Below are 17,923 nucleotides of genomic sequence, written 5' to 3' on the forward strand. Positions count from 1 at the left end.
GTTTTATTTGATCTATGGGAGTAAATATAACTCTCAATTAGATAGGCCTGAGTATTTCCCCCAACAAAAAAAGCCTTGCCTTCTGAACCTGTCAGAAAGCAAGGCTTTAAGTGCCCTGGACTAGAGTCGAACTAGCACTCCCAAAATGGGAACTGACCCCTCAAGCCAGCGCGTCTACCAATTCCGCCACCAGGGCATAAAACTAAAAGTAGCTACTACCCCAAGCTCTCCGAAGCTTCAGCGCAGGAGAACCACCAGGGCATAGGTCAAAAAATCAATATGTCAAATGTAGCCCCGGCCGGTCAGTTCCCATTGCAGAAGCAAGAACTGACCCCTCAATCCCGACAGCCGTCGGGATACCAATTCCGCTGAGCTCTCCGAAGCTTTAGCGCAGGAGGCCCACCAGGGCATAACAATCAATAATTCAAAAAAGCGCTCCGAAGTTCTGCTAAGTGAGCGCCATTTCAACGGCTTCAAATATAGTGGTTTTTCCACTGAAATTGAAAGAGGAAATTACAAAAAGTTTATGCCGGAACGGCCAAAGCCGATCCGGGCACAAACCGTTTGCCTATATCCTACATCTCTTCGAGCTGCTTCTTCACGTACTCGTTCTCCGGATCCATCTTGGAGGCCTGCTCGTAATAGGTACGCGCTTTGGCTCCTTGTCCGGCACGCTGCATCAGGTCGCCCATCAGAATCCAGTTTTCAACATCCTTGGGATTCTGCTTAATGCGGTTCAGCAGGTATTCGATAGCTTTGTTGCCCTTATCGGTCATAATCATATGCAGCACCTTGTTGCGGTGTGCCGCAGGGGAGTCGTCCAGGTCAATCGCTTTTTCGAAATCTTCAATAGCGAGGTCCAGGTTTTCGAGCTGGAGGTTTGCAAATCCGCGAAGATTATGATAGCCGCTGTTCTGGTCTTCGAGCTCCACGGCTTTGTCCAGGGCGTCAATACTTTTTTCCCACTGGTTAAGCTTCTGAAAAACCATGCCTTCCAGGTGGTAACCGTCAGCCGATTCGGGCTCCATCTTCTGGAGCTGGTGCGAAATATCGAGCGCGTGATCATAATCCCCTTCGTGCAATAGGGCTAATCCTTCTTCGAGCTGTTCTTCAAAATTCATGCGTAAAAACTACTTTCGAGTTAATTTTGGTGTATAAAATGTTAGGTAATATATGCTGCTGCCCCCAAAGATAAGCAAAGTTTGGGCGTTAATCAGACGTTTTGTCGCCGGTTTTTTCCTCTTCGACAATCTCTTCGAACTCGGCTTCTTCGATCTGCTCAAAGCGCTGGGGTCCGTTGCCGGTGTTGCCGGTATTGGTCTGCGAACTGCTGCTTGTGCGGTCTTGTTGCTGCTGTTGGCGCTTTTTCTGTTGCTGCCGGGCCATCTGCTGCATCATACGCACAAAGGTGTTAGGTCCGCGACGCTTTTTGGGGTCGCCGGAAGATAGAAATAAGCGGCTGATGACTTTCACGAGAAAGTACATCACCACGAAAAATAAAAGAGTGCGTAAAAACATGTACTGCTAATCGGGAATGATATGAATATGTGTGTTGCCGCGAATGGGCTCGTTAAAGATCTGTTCTTCTATATAATCTAAGTGTTTTTCGTTACTAACGAAATCGATCTCTGATGTATTAATGATCATCAGGGGTGATTTATTGTAGTGATGGAAAAAATGGTTGTAGGCATCACTCAGTTCCTGCAGGTAAGAGCGTGAGATATGGCGCTCATAGTCTCGGTCGCGCTGACGAATATTTTCCATCAGCCGGTCTACATTAGACTGCAGGTAGATCACCAGGTCGGGCTTGGCCGAAATGCCGGTCATGATATTAAAGATCGAATCGTAGAGCGCTAACTCATCGTCATCGAGATTGAGCCGGGCAAAGATTCGGTCCTTTTCAAAAATATAGTCCGAAATAGTGAGCTGCTGAAACAGATCTTTGCTCAGCATCTGTTGCTGCTGCTTAAAACGGCTGGCCAGGAACGACATCTGGGTGGGAAAAGCATAGCGCTCACGGTCGTTATAGAACTTGGGCAGAAAGGGATTCTCGTCAAATTCCTCGAGCACCAGCCGTGCATCGCGTCGCTTGGTAAGTAGTTTAGCCAGCGACGTTTTGCCGACGCCTATAACGCCTTCTATTGCAATAAATTCAAATTGGTTCTCCATAGTTTACCAACGTAAATCGGATTTTTTTACTCGGAGGGGGTCAGCCTCAGCAATAAGTTTGGTAATAGATCTACCCGTCTGGGGATCTTGCCACTGGGGAATAACCTCTTGCAGCGGTTCTAAAACAAACAGCCGTTTGCCGTATTCCGGATGGGGAATGATAAGATTATCCGTTTGAATCACCAAGTCGTCGTACGAAATAATATCGAGATCGATGGTTCGGGCGCTCCATCGCGGATGATCGGCTTTGCGGCCGTGTTCCTGCTCAAACTTTTTAAAGGATTTGATGAGCGGTTCCGGCTCCATTGTGCTGCTGAGCACCACTATTGAGTTATAAAAGTCGCGCGTGGAGGGGCCCACCGGTTCGGTAATATAGATAGCGGAATGCTGGATGGGCGTCTTGGAAAGATCGCTCAAAAAAGCTTTGGCGTCGGAAAGATGTTGTTGCCGGTCTCCCACATTGGAGCCGAGTGCGACTACGACCGTTGCCATGTCATGCTAATTTCGGAATGAGCAGTTTCGGTGTCGAGGGGAGGGGCCAGCTTTCGAACGGCCACGGTAAGCTCGTGTACCTGCGGCAGGCTTTCAAAGAGATTGTCGCCAATACTTTTGGCCAGGGTCTCGATAAGCTTTACCGAGGGCCCGTGCATTACGGAAGAGACAATTTCTTCGGCCTTTTGATAATCGATGGTATCGGCAAGTTCATCGGATTCACCTGCCCGGCGCAACGGGGCTTTAAAAGTGAGGTCAACTTCAAAATCGTTGCCCTCATCGCGCTCTTCTTGGTAGTAGCCGTGGAACCCCCGGTAGCTAAGTGCTTTAAGTGTGAGCGTTTCCATGGTTAGATCGTGGATACTTCAATTTTTTGGTGCAGTTCATCCACAACACGCTTATGCTTGGCTGTGGTCTGCATACGCTCTTCTACCGTTGAGATGGCGTGTATCACCGTAGAGTGATCACGGCCCCCAAAGTGAAGTCCGATCGTTTTCAAACTGGAATCGGTAAACTGTTTGGCCAGGTACATTGCAATCTGGCGCGCTTCCACGATCTCTTGCTTCCGTGTTTTTTCGCGAACTTTGTTGGTCTCGATGCCGAAATATTCGCAGACGTAATTTTGAATTTGTTCAATAGAAACCGTGGTGTGCGATTCCTGTATCATATCCTTAAGCACGCGCTTGGCCATCTGTGGCTCAATTTCATCCACATGCTGTAGCGAGGCGAAGGCGAGTAACTTAATAATGGCTCCCTCAAGGTCGCGCACGTTAGATTTAAAGTTGTGGGCTATAAATTCGAGCACATTGTGCGGCAGCTCAATGCCGTTGTCGTTGGCTTTACGTTCCAGGATGGCGTATCGTGTTTCATATTCCGGAATCTGCAGATCGGCACTTAATCCCCAGCTAAAGCGAGAGATCAGTCGTTCTTCAATGTCAGGGATCTCGCGCGGTGAACGGTCACTGCTTAAGATAATCTGTTTGCCGTCTTGGTGCAGGGCATTAAAAATATGGAAAAACTCTTCCTGTGTTTTTTCTTTACCGCTAAAGAACTGGATGTCATCAACAATAAGCACATCGATCTGGCGGTAGAACATCGTAAATTCACTGGCCCGGTTATTTCGGATGGCCTGTACAAATTCGTTCGTAAAACTTTCCGACGATATATAAAGAACGGCTAAATCATCTCCGTGCTCTTTCTTAACCCTGTTCCCAATACTTTGGATAAGGTGTGTTTTGCCAAGGCCGGTACCCCCATAAATAAAGAAAGGGTTGAATGAGTTGCTTCCCGGGTTCTCAGCAATAGCCATTGCCGCCGAGCGTGCCAGGCGGTTGCAGTCTCCTTCAATATATCGGTCGAAGACATAGCTGGAATTGAGATTAGAATCAATTTTTGTTTTTTGAATTCCGGGAATCACAAACGGATTTTCAATTTTCCCGGGACTGTACTCAGAATATCCTTTTACATCTTGTTGTTGATTACTGTCTGGCGGCATCGGTTGCTGTGGCAGCCGAACCGACTTGTTTTTACTCTCATCCTCGGATTTCTCCAGAAGAACGGAGTATTCAAGTTTTCCCTCTTCGCCCAACACTTTTGCCAGTGTTGAACGTAACATCCCATAATAATGCTCTTCTAGCCACTCGTACCAAAATTGACTGGGTACTTCTATTGTGAGTGTGCCATTTTCAAGCTTTACCGGATCAATGGGTTCGAACCAAGATTTATACTTCTGGTAGCTTATGTTATCCCTAATAATTTCTAGGCACTGCTCCCACGCAGTATCGGCAGAAATGTTATTCAACGTCCCGTAACCTCCTCTAAAGATTAATAATTATTACACTTGGACTCTTATAGTTATCCACACGTTTTAAGTGCTGACCTTATTTGGCGTGAGATGAAGATGATAATTTCAGCGGCAGATGTCAAAAAAATATTGGGGGTGGTTGCAAAAGTTATCCACATTGCTCTAAACATTATAAAGCCATGCGCAGCAACGACTTAGTATTTTATGCACATTTCTATCAAATAGTACTTGACAGTACGTAATACTACGCTAACAATGATTTTACCTTTGATTAATACATAGCGTGACCTCTAAAAAAAGTTTTCAACAAGTTGTCCACATCCAAATGTTGATTGCTGACGGGTGGGTAAAATTACCTAAAAATGGGCTACGAATTTTTTTATAAAAGAGCTTTATTTGAGAAATGCAGTAATAAAGCGAGGCTTTTTGTCGTAGTCTTTTTCTATGCTGGCCTTCCAGATGTTGGTATCAAAAAGATCCAGTATTTCGTCTGCATAGCTCTCGTGGAGTTCAAGGTATAGAGACCCCTTATCGGTAAGGTGATCGGCGGCGAAATTGATGATGCTGCCGTACATGCGCTCCATGTCATCAAAGAAGAGGGCCTTGTGTGGTTCGTACTCTTTAACCTGGGGTTCCAGCAGTTCTTCTTCATCGGGCCTGATGTAGGGTGGATTCGAAACGATGATCTCGAAAGGCTGCTCGGTGGGTATGCTTTTGGGATCGAGAATATCGGCCTTTGTAAAAGAAACCGTTACCTCATTTTGTGTGGCGTTCTCCCGGGCAACGGTGAGTGCTTTGTCAGAGATCTCAATTCCGGAAACGCTCCACTCGGGTCGCTCCATTTTGAGCGCAATGGGAATGCAGCCCGATCCGGTACCCATATCCAAGACATTCCGGGGGTTGTCATCGCTGTGGTTATCCAGGATAATCTCTACGAGCTGTTCGGTTTCTATACGTGGAATCAGAACACTCTCATCTACCGAGATCTTGGCGTTCATGAAATCGGTGAACCCAATAATATATTGGAGTGGTTCATGTTTGGCCCGACGTTTTACCATCGGCCGTAATGTATTGAGTTCTTTAGGTGAGAGAGGACGGTCGTACTTTAGATATAAGTCGAGCCGTTTAATATCCAGGGTGTGAGCCAGCAGCCATTCGATACTGTGCCGGGGGTCGGGAATGTCTTTTTCTTTAAAAAAGTCAGTAGCCCATTCCAACATGGAAAGGACCGTCCATTCCTCGACCTTGGAGCTCATGGCAACAGTTTGCGTGGTTTACGACTCGTCTTCTTGTGGGCTCTGTTCTTTTTCTTGTTGAACAGTGAGACCAAATCGTTTACCGAAATCAAGAATAAAGTCAACTACTTCGTCATCAATGGTGCGCTTCTCTTCATCCAGAGAGCTTCCGCGAAACCCCATACGTCCGCCGGTTTTTTTGAGTTCAAAACGACTCTGTTTACCGGTGAATTCAATAATACAGGTAAGGGTTACACTTGCGTTTATCTGTTTCTCATATTCTTCATAAACTGCAACGTGAACCTGGTCACCGGTATCCGACGATTTGTAGTCGTACAAGTATTTCGGTTCAATTTGTTCAAATAGTTGGTTCGGCATGCGTCTTAAAGTATCTGCCGGACCATAAACAAGATACTTGCTTACAGTTGCCATAATGTGTTAACTTCTATTGGTAAATTACTTAGATTGTAAAGAGCCTGAATAAAAGTTTTTATTCAACCATAGTCAAGTTTATTTAGTGCTTTTTTCTGACTTATTTTTCTATACATTAAAAGATGTATAATTTTTTGTGCTTAATGACTGTTATACTAGTAACATTTGTTATGTGTACGCGAATATGAATTGTGACAATTATATTATGATGATTTCTAGAACATTGAAGTTTAGTATTGCCTTGCTAGTGCTTTTGGGTATGGCATTGGCTAATGATGCGCATGCACAGCTTGTAGAACCAGAGGTGAAAGAAGCACTTGAACCCAAGACCCCTTTCTCTGAAGATAAAAGTAATGAATACGGTCTTGATCTGTTTGTTAATAACTTCGGCTTTGGCCTGGGTGTACATTATGCAAAGTATGTAGGGCCATTTACTGCTATTACTTTTCGGTCCGGGATAACAGGGGTTCGGGACGATAGTGAACAAACTTTTCAAAGTTATTTTACCGGCAATAAAGTTATTCCTAATAAATATAAAAGGGCTTTCGGCTTCCCTTTTTTAATGGGAATTAAGCACCGTATTTTTCCGGCTAAAATTGAAGATAATTTCCGTGTGTTTGTTAGTGCGGGGTTAGGACCGGCCATGGTTTTTACCTATCCGTACCTCCAGGATAAGAATAATAATGGGTTTCGAGATTTTCGATTGATCAAAGTGCGAGGCGGTGGTTCGGTTTTACGACCGGTTGAACAGGTCAATGACTTTTTTAGTGGATGGAAAAACGGGAGCACACACTGGGGGTTCAATGGAGAAATTAAAATCGGGGCCGACCTGGGAAGCTCATTTGGCGGCCAAACGACTGTCGAAATCGGATACTTTTTCTATTATCTCAAAGATGGCTTACAAATAATGGAGCCTTACAAGCCATATGGTTATACAGAGCCTGATGGCTCCGATCCTGGATTTCCAATAGCATGTATGAAAAATAATACGGCAGTACCGTGCCAAGTAGAAGGAGCCAATCGTAATTCTTTTAATCCGGCCCAGAAGTATTTTGGAACCCCACAAATTAAAGTCACGATCGGCGGCATGTGGTAGTGCTACAGTATACGGTACAAGATGCAGGATACGGGATGAAGGAGGCAGAATCGCTGTGATCAGCACACCTCAGGGATTGCCTCCTATCTCTATCCCCTCCCCATCCCATATCTCATAATCTCAAATCTCATATCTCATAATCTCACATCTCATATCTCATAATCTCACATCTCACACCTCACATCTCACTATCTCAAATCTCAAATCTCATAGTCTCACATCTCACAATCTTCTCTTTACCGATAGATAAAATCCTTGTACCTTAGTCCACAATTCTACAAGTAATAAACAGATATTTTAACATGAGCTTTATAGACGAAGTTATAGGTCGCCAGATTATTGATTCACGCGGAAATCCAACCGTAGAAGTTGACGTTGTGTTGACAAATGATATGATGGGGCGCGCGGCCGTTCCATCCGGAGCATCAACAGGAGAATATGAGGCTGTTGAGCTTCGGGATTCCGATTCCGATGCCTATTTAGGAAAGGGGGTTAGCCAGGCCGTTGAAAATGTCAATACTATCATTGCCAATGAGCTACGCGGACTGGAAGTTTTTAACCAGGTAGAAATTGATAACACCCTGCTAGAAATCGATGGGACCGAAAATAAAAGTAAGCTCGGTGCCAATGCAATGTTGGGGGTTTCGCTGGCTGTGGCCGATGCCGCCTCAAATGCTATGAATCTTCCACTTTGGAGGTACATCGGCGGGGTGAACGCAAAGGTGCTCCCCTTGCCAATGATGAATATCATCAATGGGGGTTCGCATGCCGACAACAATGTAGATCTGCAGGAGTTTATGATTATGCCCAGCGGAGCGGCTTCTTTCACCGAAGCTATTCGAATGGGTTCCGAAATTTTCCATCACCTAAAAAAGGTACTGAGCAGTAAAAACTACAGTACAGCAGTAGGAGATGAGGGTGGCTTTGCTCCCGACCTGAATTCCAATGAAGAAGCTGTTGAAGTGATTTTGCAGGCCGTTGAAAAAGCAGGTTATATCCCTTCCGATGAAGTTGTTATTGCCCTGGATCCGGCAACAGCAGAGTTCTATAACGCTGAGAAAGAAGTGTACGAGTTCCGATGGAGTGATGGCAGTGAACGTACCAACGAAGAGATGGTAGAATTCTGGAGCAGCTGGGTAGACAAATATCCCATCGTATCTATCGAAGATGCCCTTGATGAAAATGACTGGGATGGTTGGAAAAAACTTACCGACGCCATTGGCGATAAAGTTCAGCTGGTTGGTGATGATCTGTTTGTCACCAATACCGACCGTCTTGCCCGGGGCATACAGATGGGAGTAGCAAATTCTATCCTGATCAAAGTGAACCAGATTGGTACGCTTACAGAAACATTGGATGCGATTGAGATGGCCCATAAAAATGATTATACCGCAGTGATTTCACATCGCTCGGGAGAAACAGAAGATACCACTATTGCCGACCTGGCAGTAGCGACCAATGCGGGGCAAATTAAAACCGGTTCAATGAGCCGTACCGACCGTATTGCAAAATACAATCAGCTGCTGCGTATCGAAGAGCAGTTGGGTGATAATGCCATCTTCATGGGAGCAGATGCATTTGGGGTTTAAGTTTTAGCAACTTTCAGCGTTGGGCAGTACCCGGCGGAACGGTCCGGCGCTGGCCTACTTTTCGATATTCATATAAGAATTGGTGCACATAATATTTTTGGATGCAAATAACGAGCCTGAAGCTGCAAAACTTTCGAAATCACGTTGAGACGACGGTAGATTGGGCTCCGCATATGAATGTTATTATCGGGCAGAACGGGGCCGGTAAAACCAATCTTATTGATGCTATCCATTACCTGTGTATGAGCCGCAGTTTTGTATCCAGCAGCGATATGTATGTGGTAAATCAGGATGCTACCTTTTTTATGATAAAGGGGCATTTCGAAGGGAATATTCGCTCCAGTTTTGATGTGGGCTGTTCCTATTCCCGGGGAGAGGGCAAAAAAATATTTGTCAACGAAAGTCCCCTGGATCGCCTTTCCGACCTTATTGGCATGGTACCGGTTGTAGTACTTTCGCCGCGGGATAAAAAGTTAACCAGCGAGGGACCCAGTGAACGCCGCTCTTTTGTCGATTCTTTTATCAGCCAAATTTCTCCGGCCTACCTGCAAGATCTGCTGGATTTTCGAAAGGCGCGTAAGCAGCGAAATAAATTACTGCAGCAGTTTAGGGGCAGCAGAGAGGTGCTTGTTTCGTATCTTGAACCCTGGAACGTACAGCTCTTGGAATACGGTTCGCGTATTGTAGCAAAGCGTACGCAGGTATTGAATAAATTCCAGGATTTCCTGGCACAAGAGTATGAAGTGATATCTGGGATGCGCCACGAGCCTCACCTGGAGTATCAAACCTTTTGTGAGCCCGACGAAGGGGAGGCCACAATACGTGAACGCTATAAGGCCAAGCTCGAAGAAGAGCAGGATCACGAAATTGAACGTGAGCTCACACTGGTGGGGCCGCACCGCGACGAGATCGTTTTTTACCTGGATGATTTTGAACTGCGCAAATATGGCTCTCAGGGTCAACATCGGCTTTTTGCCCTGGCTTTGAAACTGGCCCAGCTTTTGTATTTTTCAGAAGAGCTGGATGATCTGCCCATTTTTTTGCTGGATGATGTTTTTGGGGATCTGGATGCCCAACGCACGGATGTGTTATTAAATGCGTTAATTGAGCATGCCGGGCAAACCTTTGTGACGGCTGCTAATCCTATCCCTTTTGATGATTATCTTACATTTGATGGGGAACGGAACCGTAAATTTAAAGTCGAAAACGGCAATATTAATCGCTTAAAATAGAGATATACTGTTGTGGGACGTTATCGATCAAATACTCCTAAATCGCTGAAAGATGCCCTCAAGGATTTCCTTGATGATTACCCGCATCGTAAGCGGCTAAAGCGCGGCATGATTCTGTCGATGTGGGAGCGTACCGTGGGAAAGAAAATTGCCGAACAGACTGAAAACGTCCATTTCGAACGGGGCAATTTAGTGGTTCATGTGAAGAATCCGGCCTGGCGACAAGAGATACATATGAAACGATTCAGCATTGCCAAAAAGTTGAATGACAAAGTAGAGGAAAAAATTATTAAAGAAATTGTGGTGCGTTCTTAAACGCTTGTGCAAAGTCCTCTTGCAATGGATTAGGCCTCGAATTATATTGGCTGAAACTTTAATGTGTTGTGATGTCCAAATTTGAAGAATATAAAGAGAAATTTATATCAGGCTGGTGGAATGACTTTGTCAAAAAATCTGATGAAGAAGCCGAGCTGGAGATCGGCCGTGAACGTATTGTTGTATTTGCTGTTGCGTTAATTCTCGCCTTTTGTTTTTGGCTGATGGTAAATCTAAGCCGGGAGTATAATTTGAATGTGGAGTTACCCATAACATTGGGAGCTGTACCGGAGGAGCAGGCCCTGGTCGAGGATCTGCCCGATAAAGCGACAGTAAGTGTGTCGGGCGAAGGGTGGAAGCTTATCAGTCTGTACAATAATCCCCCTACAATAAATGTGGACGTTACCAATGCAGAAGTAAATGTATACGACCAGGTTCAGCAACGCATGAATACGCTTCCTGATATTAATGTGCAAAAAGTGCAGCCGCTTATTTTGGATGTGGACCTTGAAGAGCGGGTATCAAAAAAAGTACCGGTACGTTCGCGTGTTAATGTCTCTTTTGATAAGCTATATGATTTTGTAGGATCCCCTGAACTTTCTCCCGACAGTGTTGTCATTAGTGGTGCGCGTTCGCTGATTGCTAATATCAAAGAATGGCCGACGGATTCTGTTAACGTTACGGGGGTTGCCGGTGATTTATCACAGTTGGTGCAGCTTAAAGAATCCGGTGAGCTGCTTAACATTTCCAATGAACAAGTAACGTTTTCCGGGAAGGTATCACAGTTTACCGAAGGGGAAAAAGTCATAGATGTTTCCACTCGTAATATGCCATTGGGGCGCAGTATTAGTTTTAGCCCCTCGTCCATCACCGTAAAATACCGGGTGCCTGTCGGAGAGTATAACGATGTGCAAAAGTTGAATCCCTTTGAGGCATATATCACAAACAGGCAGATTCAACAGGATTCATCCGGTTTTATTACGCCCAAGGTAGAACAGGTCGAGACCAAGTATCATATTAAAATTCGGTCGTTCCAGCCGCGAAGTGTCGCCTATTTTATGGTGCTGGATTGAGAGCAACGAGCTGTTAGGCTACTTCTTCGAGCTCCTCTTCAAAAGGTTTGATAATTTCTTCTACCTCTGCTGCTTCATCAAAGAAAGAGAGTATCTTCAAGATAACTTCATCCACCAGCACATCAGGACAGGATGCACCGGAAGTAATAGCAATATCAACCGGATCGTTCTCCATGGGGAGCCAGTCTTCGGTGTTTTTAAGCTCCTTGTCCCACTGATTAAAATGCTGAATGCTGTCGGGCGAAGAGAACTCTTCGGCATCACGCAGGTGGTAAGTAGGGAACGAATGTTCCAGGATTTCTACCAGGTGCATAGTGTTCGACGAATTGTAACCGCCCACTACTATGGCAAGATCACTGTCGGTTTCGCCCAGGGCCAGGGTCGCCGATTGGTTTTCGTTTGTAGCGTAGCAGAGCGTATCAGAAGTATCGGCGAAATGATCGAGAATATCGGCTTCGCCATACTTTTCAATGGCAGCTTGCTTTAGGATTTCCATTACCTCTTCGGTCTCGGTGGCCAGCATAGTGGTTTGGTTGATCACCCCAAAATGTTCAAGGTCTTCATGCGGGTCAAAACCGTCAGTGCTTTTATGACCAAAATGTTTTTCAAAATCAGATTTGGGCCGATCACCGGTTAGAATATCTGCCAGGATCTGCGCCTCCTCGGGGTTTAAGACCACCACGCATGCAGAATGGTCTGCACTGTGAGAAAAGGTGGCCCGGGTCTCTTCATGGCGATGTTTGCCGTGAATAACGAGAGCATGTCCTTTTTTGCCCAGCTGCTTGCCGCGCTTCCAAACCTTTTCCACAAAGGGACAGGTCGTATTATATTCGTATGGATCGATTCCCTGCTCTTTAAGACGTTGTTGCATCTCCAGGGTAGTACCAAAAGCGGGTACAATAACAATATCATCTTCGTCCAGCGACTCTATGGGGATCAGTTCTGTACCGTCCGTTTCAAACAGGAATTTTACTCCCCGATCCAGCAGGTCCTCGTTAACCGTAGGGTTATGGATCATTTCGCTAAGCAGATAGATATCCTTATCCGGATTTTTAGCTACCGCCTTGTAGGCAATGTCGATCGCATTTTCTACCCCATAACAAAAACCGAAATGACGAGGTACATGAAAACGAACCGGCCCAAAGTCCAGCACACTGGGTTCCAGATCCTTTTTGCGGGGATCTATCACTTTATTAGCATCTTTCACCTTACGAATAATCGGTGATTGATAAATTTCTGGAATATCGAACGTCTTGCGACCCATAGGTAGTAAAACTGTCTTAAATTTAGCTCCTGAATATACGGAGCTTAAGGCGAAACATCACGAATTATAACAGAAGGAAAGAGTCAATCGATCAAATAAAACAAAGAGAATTCAGCCAGCCACATACTCCCCACCTAAACCCCACATCTCACAATCTCACATCTCATAATCTCATATCTCAATACTCAAAGTCTCACATCTCAAAGTCTAAACCTCAGCTACCTCATCCAACTTAACACCCACAAGCTGGCTGACGCCCGTCTCCGGCATCGTTACCCCGTACATCATCTCTGCCTTACTCATCGTTTTCTTATTGTGCGTAATGATGATAAACTGCGTGTCTTCGCTAAACTGCTTAATCATGGCAGAAAAGCGTTCGATATTCGCATCATCGAGAGGGGCATCAACCTCATCCAAAACACAAAATGGAGAAGGTTTTACCAGGTAGATGGCAAAGAGTAGTGCAATAGCCGTCAAGGTTTTTTCGCCGCCCGACAGCTGGTTGATAGTAGAGGGCCGTTTACCCTTGGGATTTGCCTTGATTTCAATACTGGCATCCAGGGGATCTTCCGCATCCTGATCAATGACAAGATCACAATAGTCATCATCATTAAAGAGCGTATGAAAGACCTTCTGGAAATTAACCCGGATCTTTTCAAAAGTTTTGTTGAAGCGTTCGGTGGCCGTTTCATTGATCTGGTCAATAGTTTCCCGAAGTTCTTCTGCAGCTAGTTGCAGGTCAGCAACTTGCTCTTCATAAAAGTCCAGGCGCTCTTTTTCCTCTTCAAACTCTTCAATAGCCAGCGGGTTGACCTCACCGATCTTATTGAGCTTTTGTTTGAGCCAGGAGATCCGTTTTTTGGCCTCATCGGGCTCGGTATCTTCGGGGAGCTGCTCGTTAACCTGGTCCATCAGGATACCGTAGGTTTCCCAGATGTGATCAGAGAGGTTTTCGATCTGCATTTCGTACTTCTCCTTCGACATTGCCAGGTGGTGTACCAGCTCCATATTTACCTCTTTGCGGCGGCGCACCTCTTTAAGTTCTTTCTCTATCTCATTAATTCGTCCGCGCTGTTTACCGGCAGCTTCTTCGGCATCTTCGAGATTCTTGTCGGCCTTTTTCTTTTGTTCTTTTAAGGTTTCAAGCTGATCTTCGGCTTGTTCAATAGCCGAGCTGTATTTTTTGATTCGCTTCTTCGATTCCTTGGTCTTTTCGGAGCGAATTTTGAGTCGTTCTTTCAGGTTTTTAATCCCCTCTTGTGCACGCTTAATGTCGCGTTCGTGATTTTCAACCTTGTTCTTAAGGTCCTGATGCTTCAGCTTGGCGTCATTGAAGCGTTCCTGGGCAATAGATCGTTCTTCTTCGAGCTCTTGCAGTACCTCTTTCTTTTCTTCCTGCTGTTCATGCAGGTCTTTCAGCTTCTGCTGGAGCTCCTTTTGGCGGGGCTGCAGCCTGTCAAGTTCTTGTTGCGAATCGTCTTCGCTGTTGATGAGGTTTTCGCGACGGCTCTTCAGTTCCCCGATATTCTTTTCATAGATCTCAATTTTCTGGGTAAAACTGTTGATCTTGTTACTGATTTGACGCGCTGCCTTTTCTTTCTCTTTGAGCTCTTTTTCAATAGCAGGGAGATCGATAGCCTGGTACTGCTGCTGCACTTGTTCAAGCTCAGCTTTCGACTCCTCAATGGTACTGCTAATTTTTGCAGCCCGTTCTTGCAGCTTAGAAATTTTGTCTTTGAGGCCAACACGTATGCCGGCATTTTTGCTTTTGCTTCCGCTCTGCAAAAATTGGTTCCCGGTCACAACTTCACCATTCAGGGTAACCCCGATAGTACCGTCGCCGGAGACCCCATCATAGGCCTGCTCAACAGAATCGTACAGCTCTACGTTACCGAGCAGCAGCTCTTTTAGGGCTGAGAACGTTTTGTCACATTCTACCTGTTGGGCCAGAGAGCCGGAAACGGTTTCGTAAGAATCAGACAGTTGATCCAGCGGTATAAAAGTGGCGCGCCCTTCTTCGTTTTCTTTTAGCAGCTGAGCCGATCGGCGGGCATCATCGAGTGTATTGACCACCACATAGTTGAGCGCGTCGCTAAGCACCGATTCCAGCGCAATAGCGTGATCCTCATCCGTTGACAGCAGGTTGGAAACAACATCCAGCAGCTCAAACTGTTCGGCATAGTGTTCGAGCAGGAACTGTACGCTCGAGGGAAAAGCCTCATTGGAGCTTGCAATATCCTGGAGCAGCTCAATTTCAGATTCTACAGAATCGAGCTTGCTTTGCTCACTGCGTATCTGGTCTTTAAGTTCATTCTGCTTTTCTCCCAGCTCTTCTCGCTTATTTCGAGACTGCTCCAGCTTCTCTTGCTGTTCGTTACTCTTTTGTTTAGCCTCTTCCAGCTTTTCGCGCAGTAGCTTCGTTTCACCGCGGAAATTCATGATCTCATCTTCCAGGTCCTCAATCTCTTCCCGGATACGGATAAGATCTCCTTCGGTATTTTCCAGCCGCGATTCAATTTTTATCCGTTTGGTTTGCAGGTCATTGAGATCCTGGTTGGCTTGCGAGAACGACCGCTCCAGCTTCTTGAGCGTTTCTCGTTCATCAGAGTACTGCTCCTGAATTTCCGAATATCGCTCTTTGGAATCACTCAGCTTCTGTTCAGCCTTCTGGAGATCACCGTCAAAGTTTTCTAGCTTCTTTTTACTGCTTTGAAAAGCCTCACGCAGATCTTTAAGGTCTTTTTCTCCCTGCTCAATATCTTTGGTGTACTGCTCAATAACGCCCTTTTCATTGTTTATCTTTTCACGCGTTATCTGCAGGTTGGTCTCGGTATCCCGTATTTTAGAGTGCAGTTGGCTTACACGCCGTTGTGCTTCTGACTGCTTGCGCTCTTTTTCATTGAGCGTACTGCGGGCCGATTCAATCTCTTTTTCAAGCTTCTCTGTTTTGGATACAATCTCTTTCTTCTCCTTGTCGGCATTATCAATGCGTTCTTCAAGGGGTTCCAGCTCCTCTTTTACCTGCACATATTCATGCTTGTTGAGGGCTTTATCGAGCTGTTCCAGCTCTTTTTTAAATTTCTTTGCTTTTTTCGCCTTCCCGGCCTGTTTTTCCAGTGATTTTGTCTTCTTTCGTACCTCAACAAGAATATCCTCTACCCGCTGGAGATCCTCTTCCGTTTCATCAAGTTTACGGAAGGTTTTTTTGCGCTTTTCTTTGTAGCTGGTAATACCTGCTGCTTCTTCAAAAAGGCGTCGCCGGTCGTTATTTTTATCATTGAGAATTTCCTCTACCATCTTAAGCTCAATCACCGAGTAGGCATCAGAACTCATGCCGGTATCCATAAAGAGTTCGGTAATATCTTTAAGACGGCAGGTAGTACCGTTAATCAGGTATTCACTTTCGCCGGAACGGTATAGGCGCCGGCTAATGGTAAGTTCGTTATATTCGGTGGGCAGCAGTCCCTTGTTGTTGATAAAAGTGAGGGATACTTCGGCCATGCCCAGGGCATTCTTCTTGGCCGTACCGTTAAATATGACATTGGCCATGCTAGAGGAGCGAAGCAGGGTAGGGCGCTGTTCACCCAGTACCCAGCGCATGGCATCAACGATATTGGATTTTCCACAGCCGTTGGGGCCAACAATAGCCGTTATCCCTTTATCAAAAGAGACATTGGTTTTGTTGGCAAAACTCTTAAATCCCTGTAGTTCCAGTTCGGATATATACATGCATTAGGTATCAAATGAAAAGACTCAAATAATAATCCAGAATTATTTGAGTCTTGTATAGTTGTATATGGCAGCCTTGTGTTAAACGGTCATTATTTCTTTTTCTTTCTTCTCAGAGAGCTCCCCAACTTGTTCGGTGTGTTGATCAGTCAGATTCTGGATCTCTTCTTCTGCCTCATAGAGCGAGTCTTCGGGAAGAGATTCTTTCTTCACTTTCTTTTCGATCTCCTCATTGGCATCCCGGCGGGTATTTCGGATCGAGATCCGGGCCTCTTCTGCCAGTTCGTTAACCCGCTTTACCAGTTCTTTACGTCGTTCTTCTGAAAGAATCGGAAGGGGGATACGAATAATATTTCCGTCATTACTGGGGTTTAGCCCCAAGCCTGCCGACATAATAGCCTTTTCAATTTCTTCAAGGGCCGATTTATCAAAAGGCTGTACGGTAAGCAGGCGTGCTTCAGGAGCGCTTACGTTGGCCAGCTGATTTAGTGGGGTTTGTGAGCCGTAGTATTCAACCTTGACCCCATCTAGGATAGAGGGCTGAGCCTTGCCCGCACGGATATGTGACAGTTCTTTGCGATAGTGTTTTACCGCGCGATCCATTTCTTGATCGGCAGATTTAATAACAGACTGTAATTCTGGAGGAATCATAATATTCGCGTATTATTAATAGTCTTTTTTAATACTGATATCAATCAAAATGAATTTAAGAAATTCAGGAATCTTCCCAAACTACTTCAGACCCAACAGAGTTATCACCGTCCAACACCTTTTTGAGGTTTCCGACCTTGTTCATATCAAATACAATAATCGGAGTTTCATTTTCGCGGCATAGGGTGAAGGCTGTAAGATCCATAATATCGAGTCGGCGACTGAGTACTTCTTCGCCGCTGATTGTATTGAATTTTTCAGCATCGGGGTTCTTTTCCGGATCAGAATCAAAGATACCGTCAACACGGGTTCCTTTGAGAATGACATCGGCTTCAATTTCAATAGCACGAAGCGAAGCTGCAGTATCGGTAGTAAAGTATGGGTTTCCGGTTCCCGCCCCGAAGATAACAACTCTTCCTTTTTCAAGGTGGCGAATGGCCCGTCTGCGGATATAGGGTTCGGCAATTTCTTCCATACGAATAGCAGACATCAGGCGGGTATGCACACCCATACGTTCGAGCGCATCTTGCAGGGCCATGCTGTTAATCATTGTTGCCAGCATACCCATGTAATCGCCCTGAACCCGATCCATTCCTTCGGTAGCGCCTTTAACACCTCGAAAGATATTGCCGCCGCCTACAACAACAGATACTTCATACCCCTCGTCGTGGATGGATTTAACTTCTTCGGAATACTGCGTCAAAACATCACCGTCAATACCGTGCCCTTGTTCGCCGAGCAGTGCTTCACCGCTCACTTTCAGTAAAACCCGCTTATACTTATTTGCCACTTTCTTTATTTGTTGGAAGTTGAATTAACTGTTTACGTGCTGATATCTATCG

General features: G+C 45.5%; 17 protein-coding genes and 1 tRNA gene. 5 read left to right on the forward strand and 13 right to left on the reverse strand.

Features of this window, described 5'->3' with window-relative positions; all coding sequences use genetic code 11:
• Window positions 1–111: 111 nt before the first annotated feature.
• The 9 genes from G3569_RS11520 to G3569_RS11560 form a co-directional block, all read right to left on the reverse strand.
• Window positions 112–196 (reverse strand) — tRNA-Leu (locus tag G3569_RS11520).
• 379 nt (window positions 197–575) lie between these two features.
• On the reverse strand, window positions 576–1,121 hold the full coding sequence (locus G3569_RS11525) for a tetratricopeptide repeat protein (RefSeq protein WP_165269266.1): 546 nt from the start codon (window positions 1,119–1,121) through the stop codon (window positions 576–578).
• Between the two features lie 88 nt (window positions 1,122–1,209).
• Entirely contained in the window at window positions 1,210–1,488 is a 279-nt protein-coding gene (locus G3569_RS11530) for a hypothetical protein (protein WP_205720169.1), read from the reverse strand.
• A 36-nt stretch (window positions 1,489–1,524) separates the two neighbouring features.
• Entirely contained in the window at window positions 1,525–2,169 is a 645-nt protein-coding gene (locus G3569_RS11535; protein ID WP_165269270.1) for a deoxynucleoside kinase, read from the reverse strand.
• A gap of 3 nt (window positions 2,170–2,172) precedes the next feature.
• Complete coding sequence (gene folK / locus G3569_RS11540) at window positions 2,173–2,661, reverse strand: 2-amino-4-hydroxy-6-hydroxymethyldihydropteridine diphosphokinase (protein WP_165269272.1); 489 nt, start codon at window positions 2,659–2,661, stop codon at window positions 2,173–2,175.
• Window positions 2,646–3,008: a dihydroneopterin aldolase gene (gene folB, locus G3569_RS11545; RefSeq protein WP_165269274.1), complete on the reverse strand. Its 363-nt coding sequence runs from the start codon at window positions 3,006–3,008 to the stop codon at window positions 2,646–2,648. Before folB ends, folK begins: the two co-directional genes overlap by 16 nt.
• A 2-nt stretch (window positions 3,009–3,010) precedes the next feature.
• Window positions 3,011–4,462 carry a chromosomal replication initiator protein DnaA gene (dnaA, locus tag G3569_RS11550; RefSeq protein ID WP_165269276.1) on the reverse strand — a complete coding sequence of 484 codons (1,452 nt, stop codon included), beginning with the start codon at window positions 4,460–4,462 and terminating at the stop codon, window positions 3,011–3,013.
• Between the two features lie 395 nt (window positions 4,463–4,857).
• Complete coding sequence (gene prmC, locus G3569_RS11555; RefSeq protein WP_165269278.1) at window positions 4,858–5,721, reverse strand: peptide chain release factor N(5)-glutamine methyltransferase; 864 nt, start codon at window positions 5,719–5,721, stop codon at window positions 4,858–4,860.
• Window positions 5,722–5,739: 18 nt separating this feature from the next.
• A complete protein-coding gene (locus G3569_RS11560) occupies window positions 5,740–6,132 on the reverse strand; it encodes a hypothetical protein (protein WP_165269280.1) in 393 nt (130 codons plus the stop codon).
• Window positions 6,133–6,337: 205 nt separating this feature from the next.
• On the opposite strand from G3569_RS11560, the gene G3569_RS11565 reads away from it, so the two are divergent.
• The 5 genes from G3569_RS11565 to G3569_RS11585 all read left to right on the forward strand — a co-directional run bounded on the left by G3569_RS11565 (window position 6,338) and on the right by G3569_RS11585 (window position 11,437).
• Window positions 6,338–7,228, forward strand: coding sequence for a hypothetical protein (locus G3569_RS11565; protein WP_165269282.1), 891 nt, complete (start codon window positions 6,338–6,340; stop codon window positions 7,226–7,228).
• Window positions 7,229–7,530: 302 nt separating this feature from the next.
• Window positions 7,531–8,817: a phosphopyruvate hydratase gene (eno, locus tag G3569_RS11570; protein ID WP_165269284.1), complete on the forward strand. Its 1,287-nt coding sequence runs from the start codon at window positions 7,531–7,533 to the stop codon at window positions 8,815–8,817.
• 101 nt (window positions 8,818–8,918) lie between these two features.
• Window positions 8,919–10,049, forward strand: a complete 1,131-nt coding sequence (recF, locus tag G3569_RS11575) for a DNA replication/repair protein RecF (RefSeq protein WP_165269286.1) — start codon at window positions 8,919–8,921, stop codon at window positions 10,047–10,049.
• 12 nt (window positions 10,050–10,061) lie between these two features.
• The gene (locus G3569_RS11580) at window positions 10,062–10,364 is read left to right on the forward strand and encodes a DciA family protein (protein ID WP_165269288.1); all 303 of its coding nucleotides are present in this window, start codon (window positions 10,062–10,064) and stop codon (window positions 10,362–10,364) included.
• A 71-nt stretch (window positions 10,365–10,435) separates the two neighbouring features.
• The gene (locus G3569_RS11585) at window positions 10,436–11,437 is read left to right on the forward strand and encodes a CdaR family protein (protein ID WP_165269290.1); all 1,002 of its coding nucleotides are present in this window, start codon (window positions 10,436–10,438) and stop codon (window positions 11,435–11,437) included.
• Between the two features lie 13 nt (window positions 11,438–11,450).
• On the opposite strand, the gene G3569_RS11590 is transcribed toward G3569_RS11585, so the two are convergent.
• The 4 genes from G3569_RS11590 to pyrH form a co-directional block, all read right to left on the reverse strand.
• Window positions 11,451–12,701 (reverse strand): 4-hydroxy-3-methylbut-2-enyl diphosphate reductase, encoded by a 1,251-nt coding sequence (locus G3569_RS11590; protein ID WP_165269292.1) that lies wholly within the window; start codon window positions 12,699–12,701, stop codon window positions 11,451–11,453.
• Between the two features lie 207 nt (window positions 12,702–12,908).
• Complete coding sequence (gene smc / locus G3569_RS11595) at window positions 12,909–16,430, reverse strand: chromosome segregation protein SMC (RefSeq protein ID WP_165269294.1); 3,522 nt, start codon at window positions 16,428–16,430, stop codon at window positions 12,909–12,911.
• Window positions 16,431–16,511: 81 nt separating this feature from the next.
• Window positions 16,512–17,081 (reverse strand): ribosome recycling factor, encoded by a 570-nt coding sequence (gene frr / locus G3569_RS11600; RefSeq protein WP_165269296.1) that lies wholly within the window; start codon window positions 17,079–17,081, stop codon window positions 16,512–16,514.
• Window positions 17,082–17,145: 64 nt separating this feature from the next.
• Window positions 17,146–17,871 (reverse strand): UMP kinase, encoded by a 726-nt coding sequence (gene pyrH, locus G3569_RS11605; RefSeq protein WP_165269298.1) that lies wholly within the window; start codon window positions 17,869–17,871, stop codon window positions 17,146–17,148.
• Between the last annotated feature and the right edge of the window lie 52 nt (window positions 17,872–17,923).

It is taken from the genome of Fodinibius halophilus, from assembly GCF_011059105.1.
Lineage (GTDB): Bacteria > Bacteroidota > Rhodothermia > Balneolales > Balneolaceae > Fodinibius > Fodinibius halophilus.

Excerpts from the sequence above, each read along its gene's own strand:
- frr (WP_165269296.1), bottom strand. The coding sequence starts at position 17,081 with ATGATTCCTCCAGAATTACAGTCTGTTATTAAATCTGCCGATCAAGAA.
- G3569_RS11525 (WP_165269266.1), bottom strand. The coding sequence starts at position 1,121 with ATGAATTTTGAAGAACAGCTCGAAGAAGGATTAGCCCTATTGCACGAA.
- recF (WP_165269286.1), top strand. The coding sequence starts at position 8,919 with ATGCAAATAACGAGCCTGAAGCTGCAAAACTTTCGAAATCACGTTGAG.
- G3569_RS11565 (WP_165269282.1), top strand. The coding sequence starts at position 6,338 with ATGATGATTTCTAGAACATTGAAGTTTAGTATTGCCTTGCTAGTGCTT.
- folK (WP_165269272.1), bottom strand. The coding sequence starts at position 2,661 with ATGGCAACGGTCGTAGTCGCACTCGGCTCCAATGTGGGAGACCGGCAA.
- smc (WP_165269294.1), bottom strand. The coding sequence starts at position 16,430 with ATGTATATATCCGAACTGGAACTACAGGGATTTAAGAGTTTTGCCAAC.
- G3569_RS11585 (WP_165269290.1), top strand. The coding sequence starts at position 10,436 with ATGTCCAAATTTGAAGAATATAAAGAGAAATTTATATCAGGCTGGTGG.
- G3569_RS11535 (WP_165269270.1), bottom strand. The coding sequence starts at position 2,169 with ATGGAGAACCAATTTGAATTTATTGCAATAGAAGGCGTTATAGGCGTC.
- eno (WP_165269284.1), top strand. The coding sequence starts at position 7,531 with ATGAGCTTTATAGACGAAGTTATAGGTCGCCAGATTATTGATTCACGC.
- G3569_RS11590 (WP_165269292.1), bottom strand. The coding sequence starts at position 12,701 with ATGGGTCGCAAGACGTTCGATATTCCAGAAATTTATCAATCACCGATT.
- G3569_RS11560 (WP_165269280.1), bottom strand. The coding sequence starts at position 6,132 with ATGGCAACTGTAAGCAAGTATCTTGTTTATGGTCCGGCAGATACTTTA.
- prmC (WP_165269278.1), bottom strand. The coding sequence starts at position 5,721 with ATGAGCTCCAAGGTCGAGGAATGGACGGTCCTTTCCATGTTGGAATGG.
- folB (WP_165269274.1), bottom strand. The coding sequence starts at position 3,008 with ATGGAAACGCTCACACTTAAAGCACTTAGCTACCGGGGGTTCCACGGC.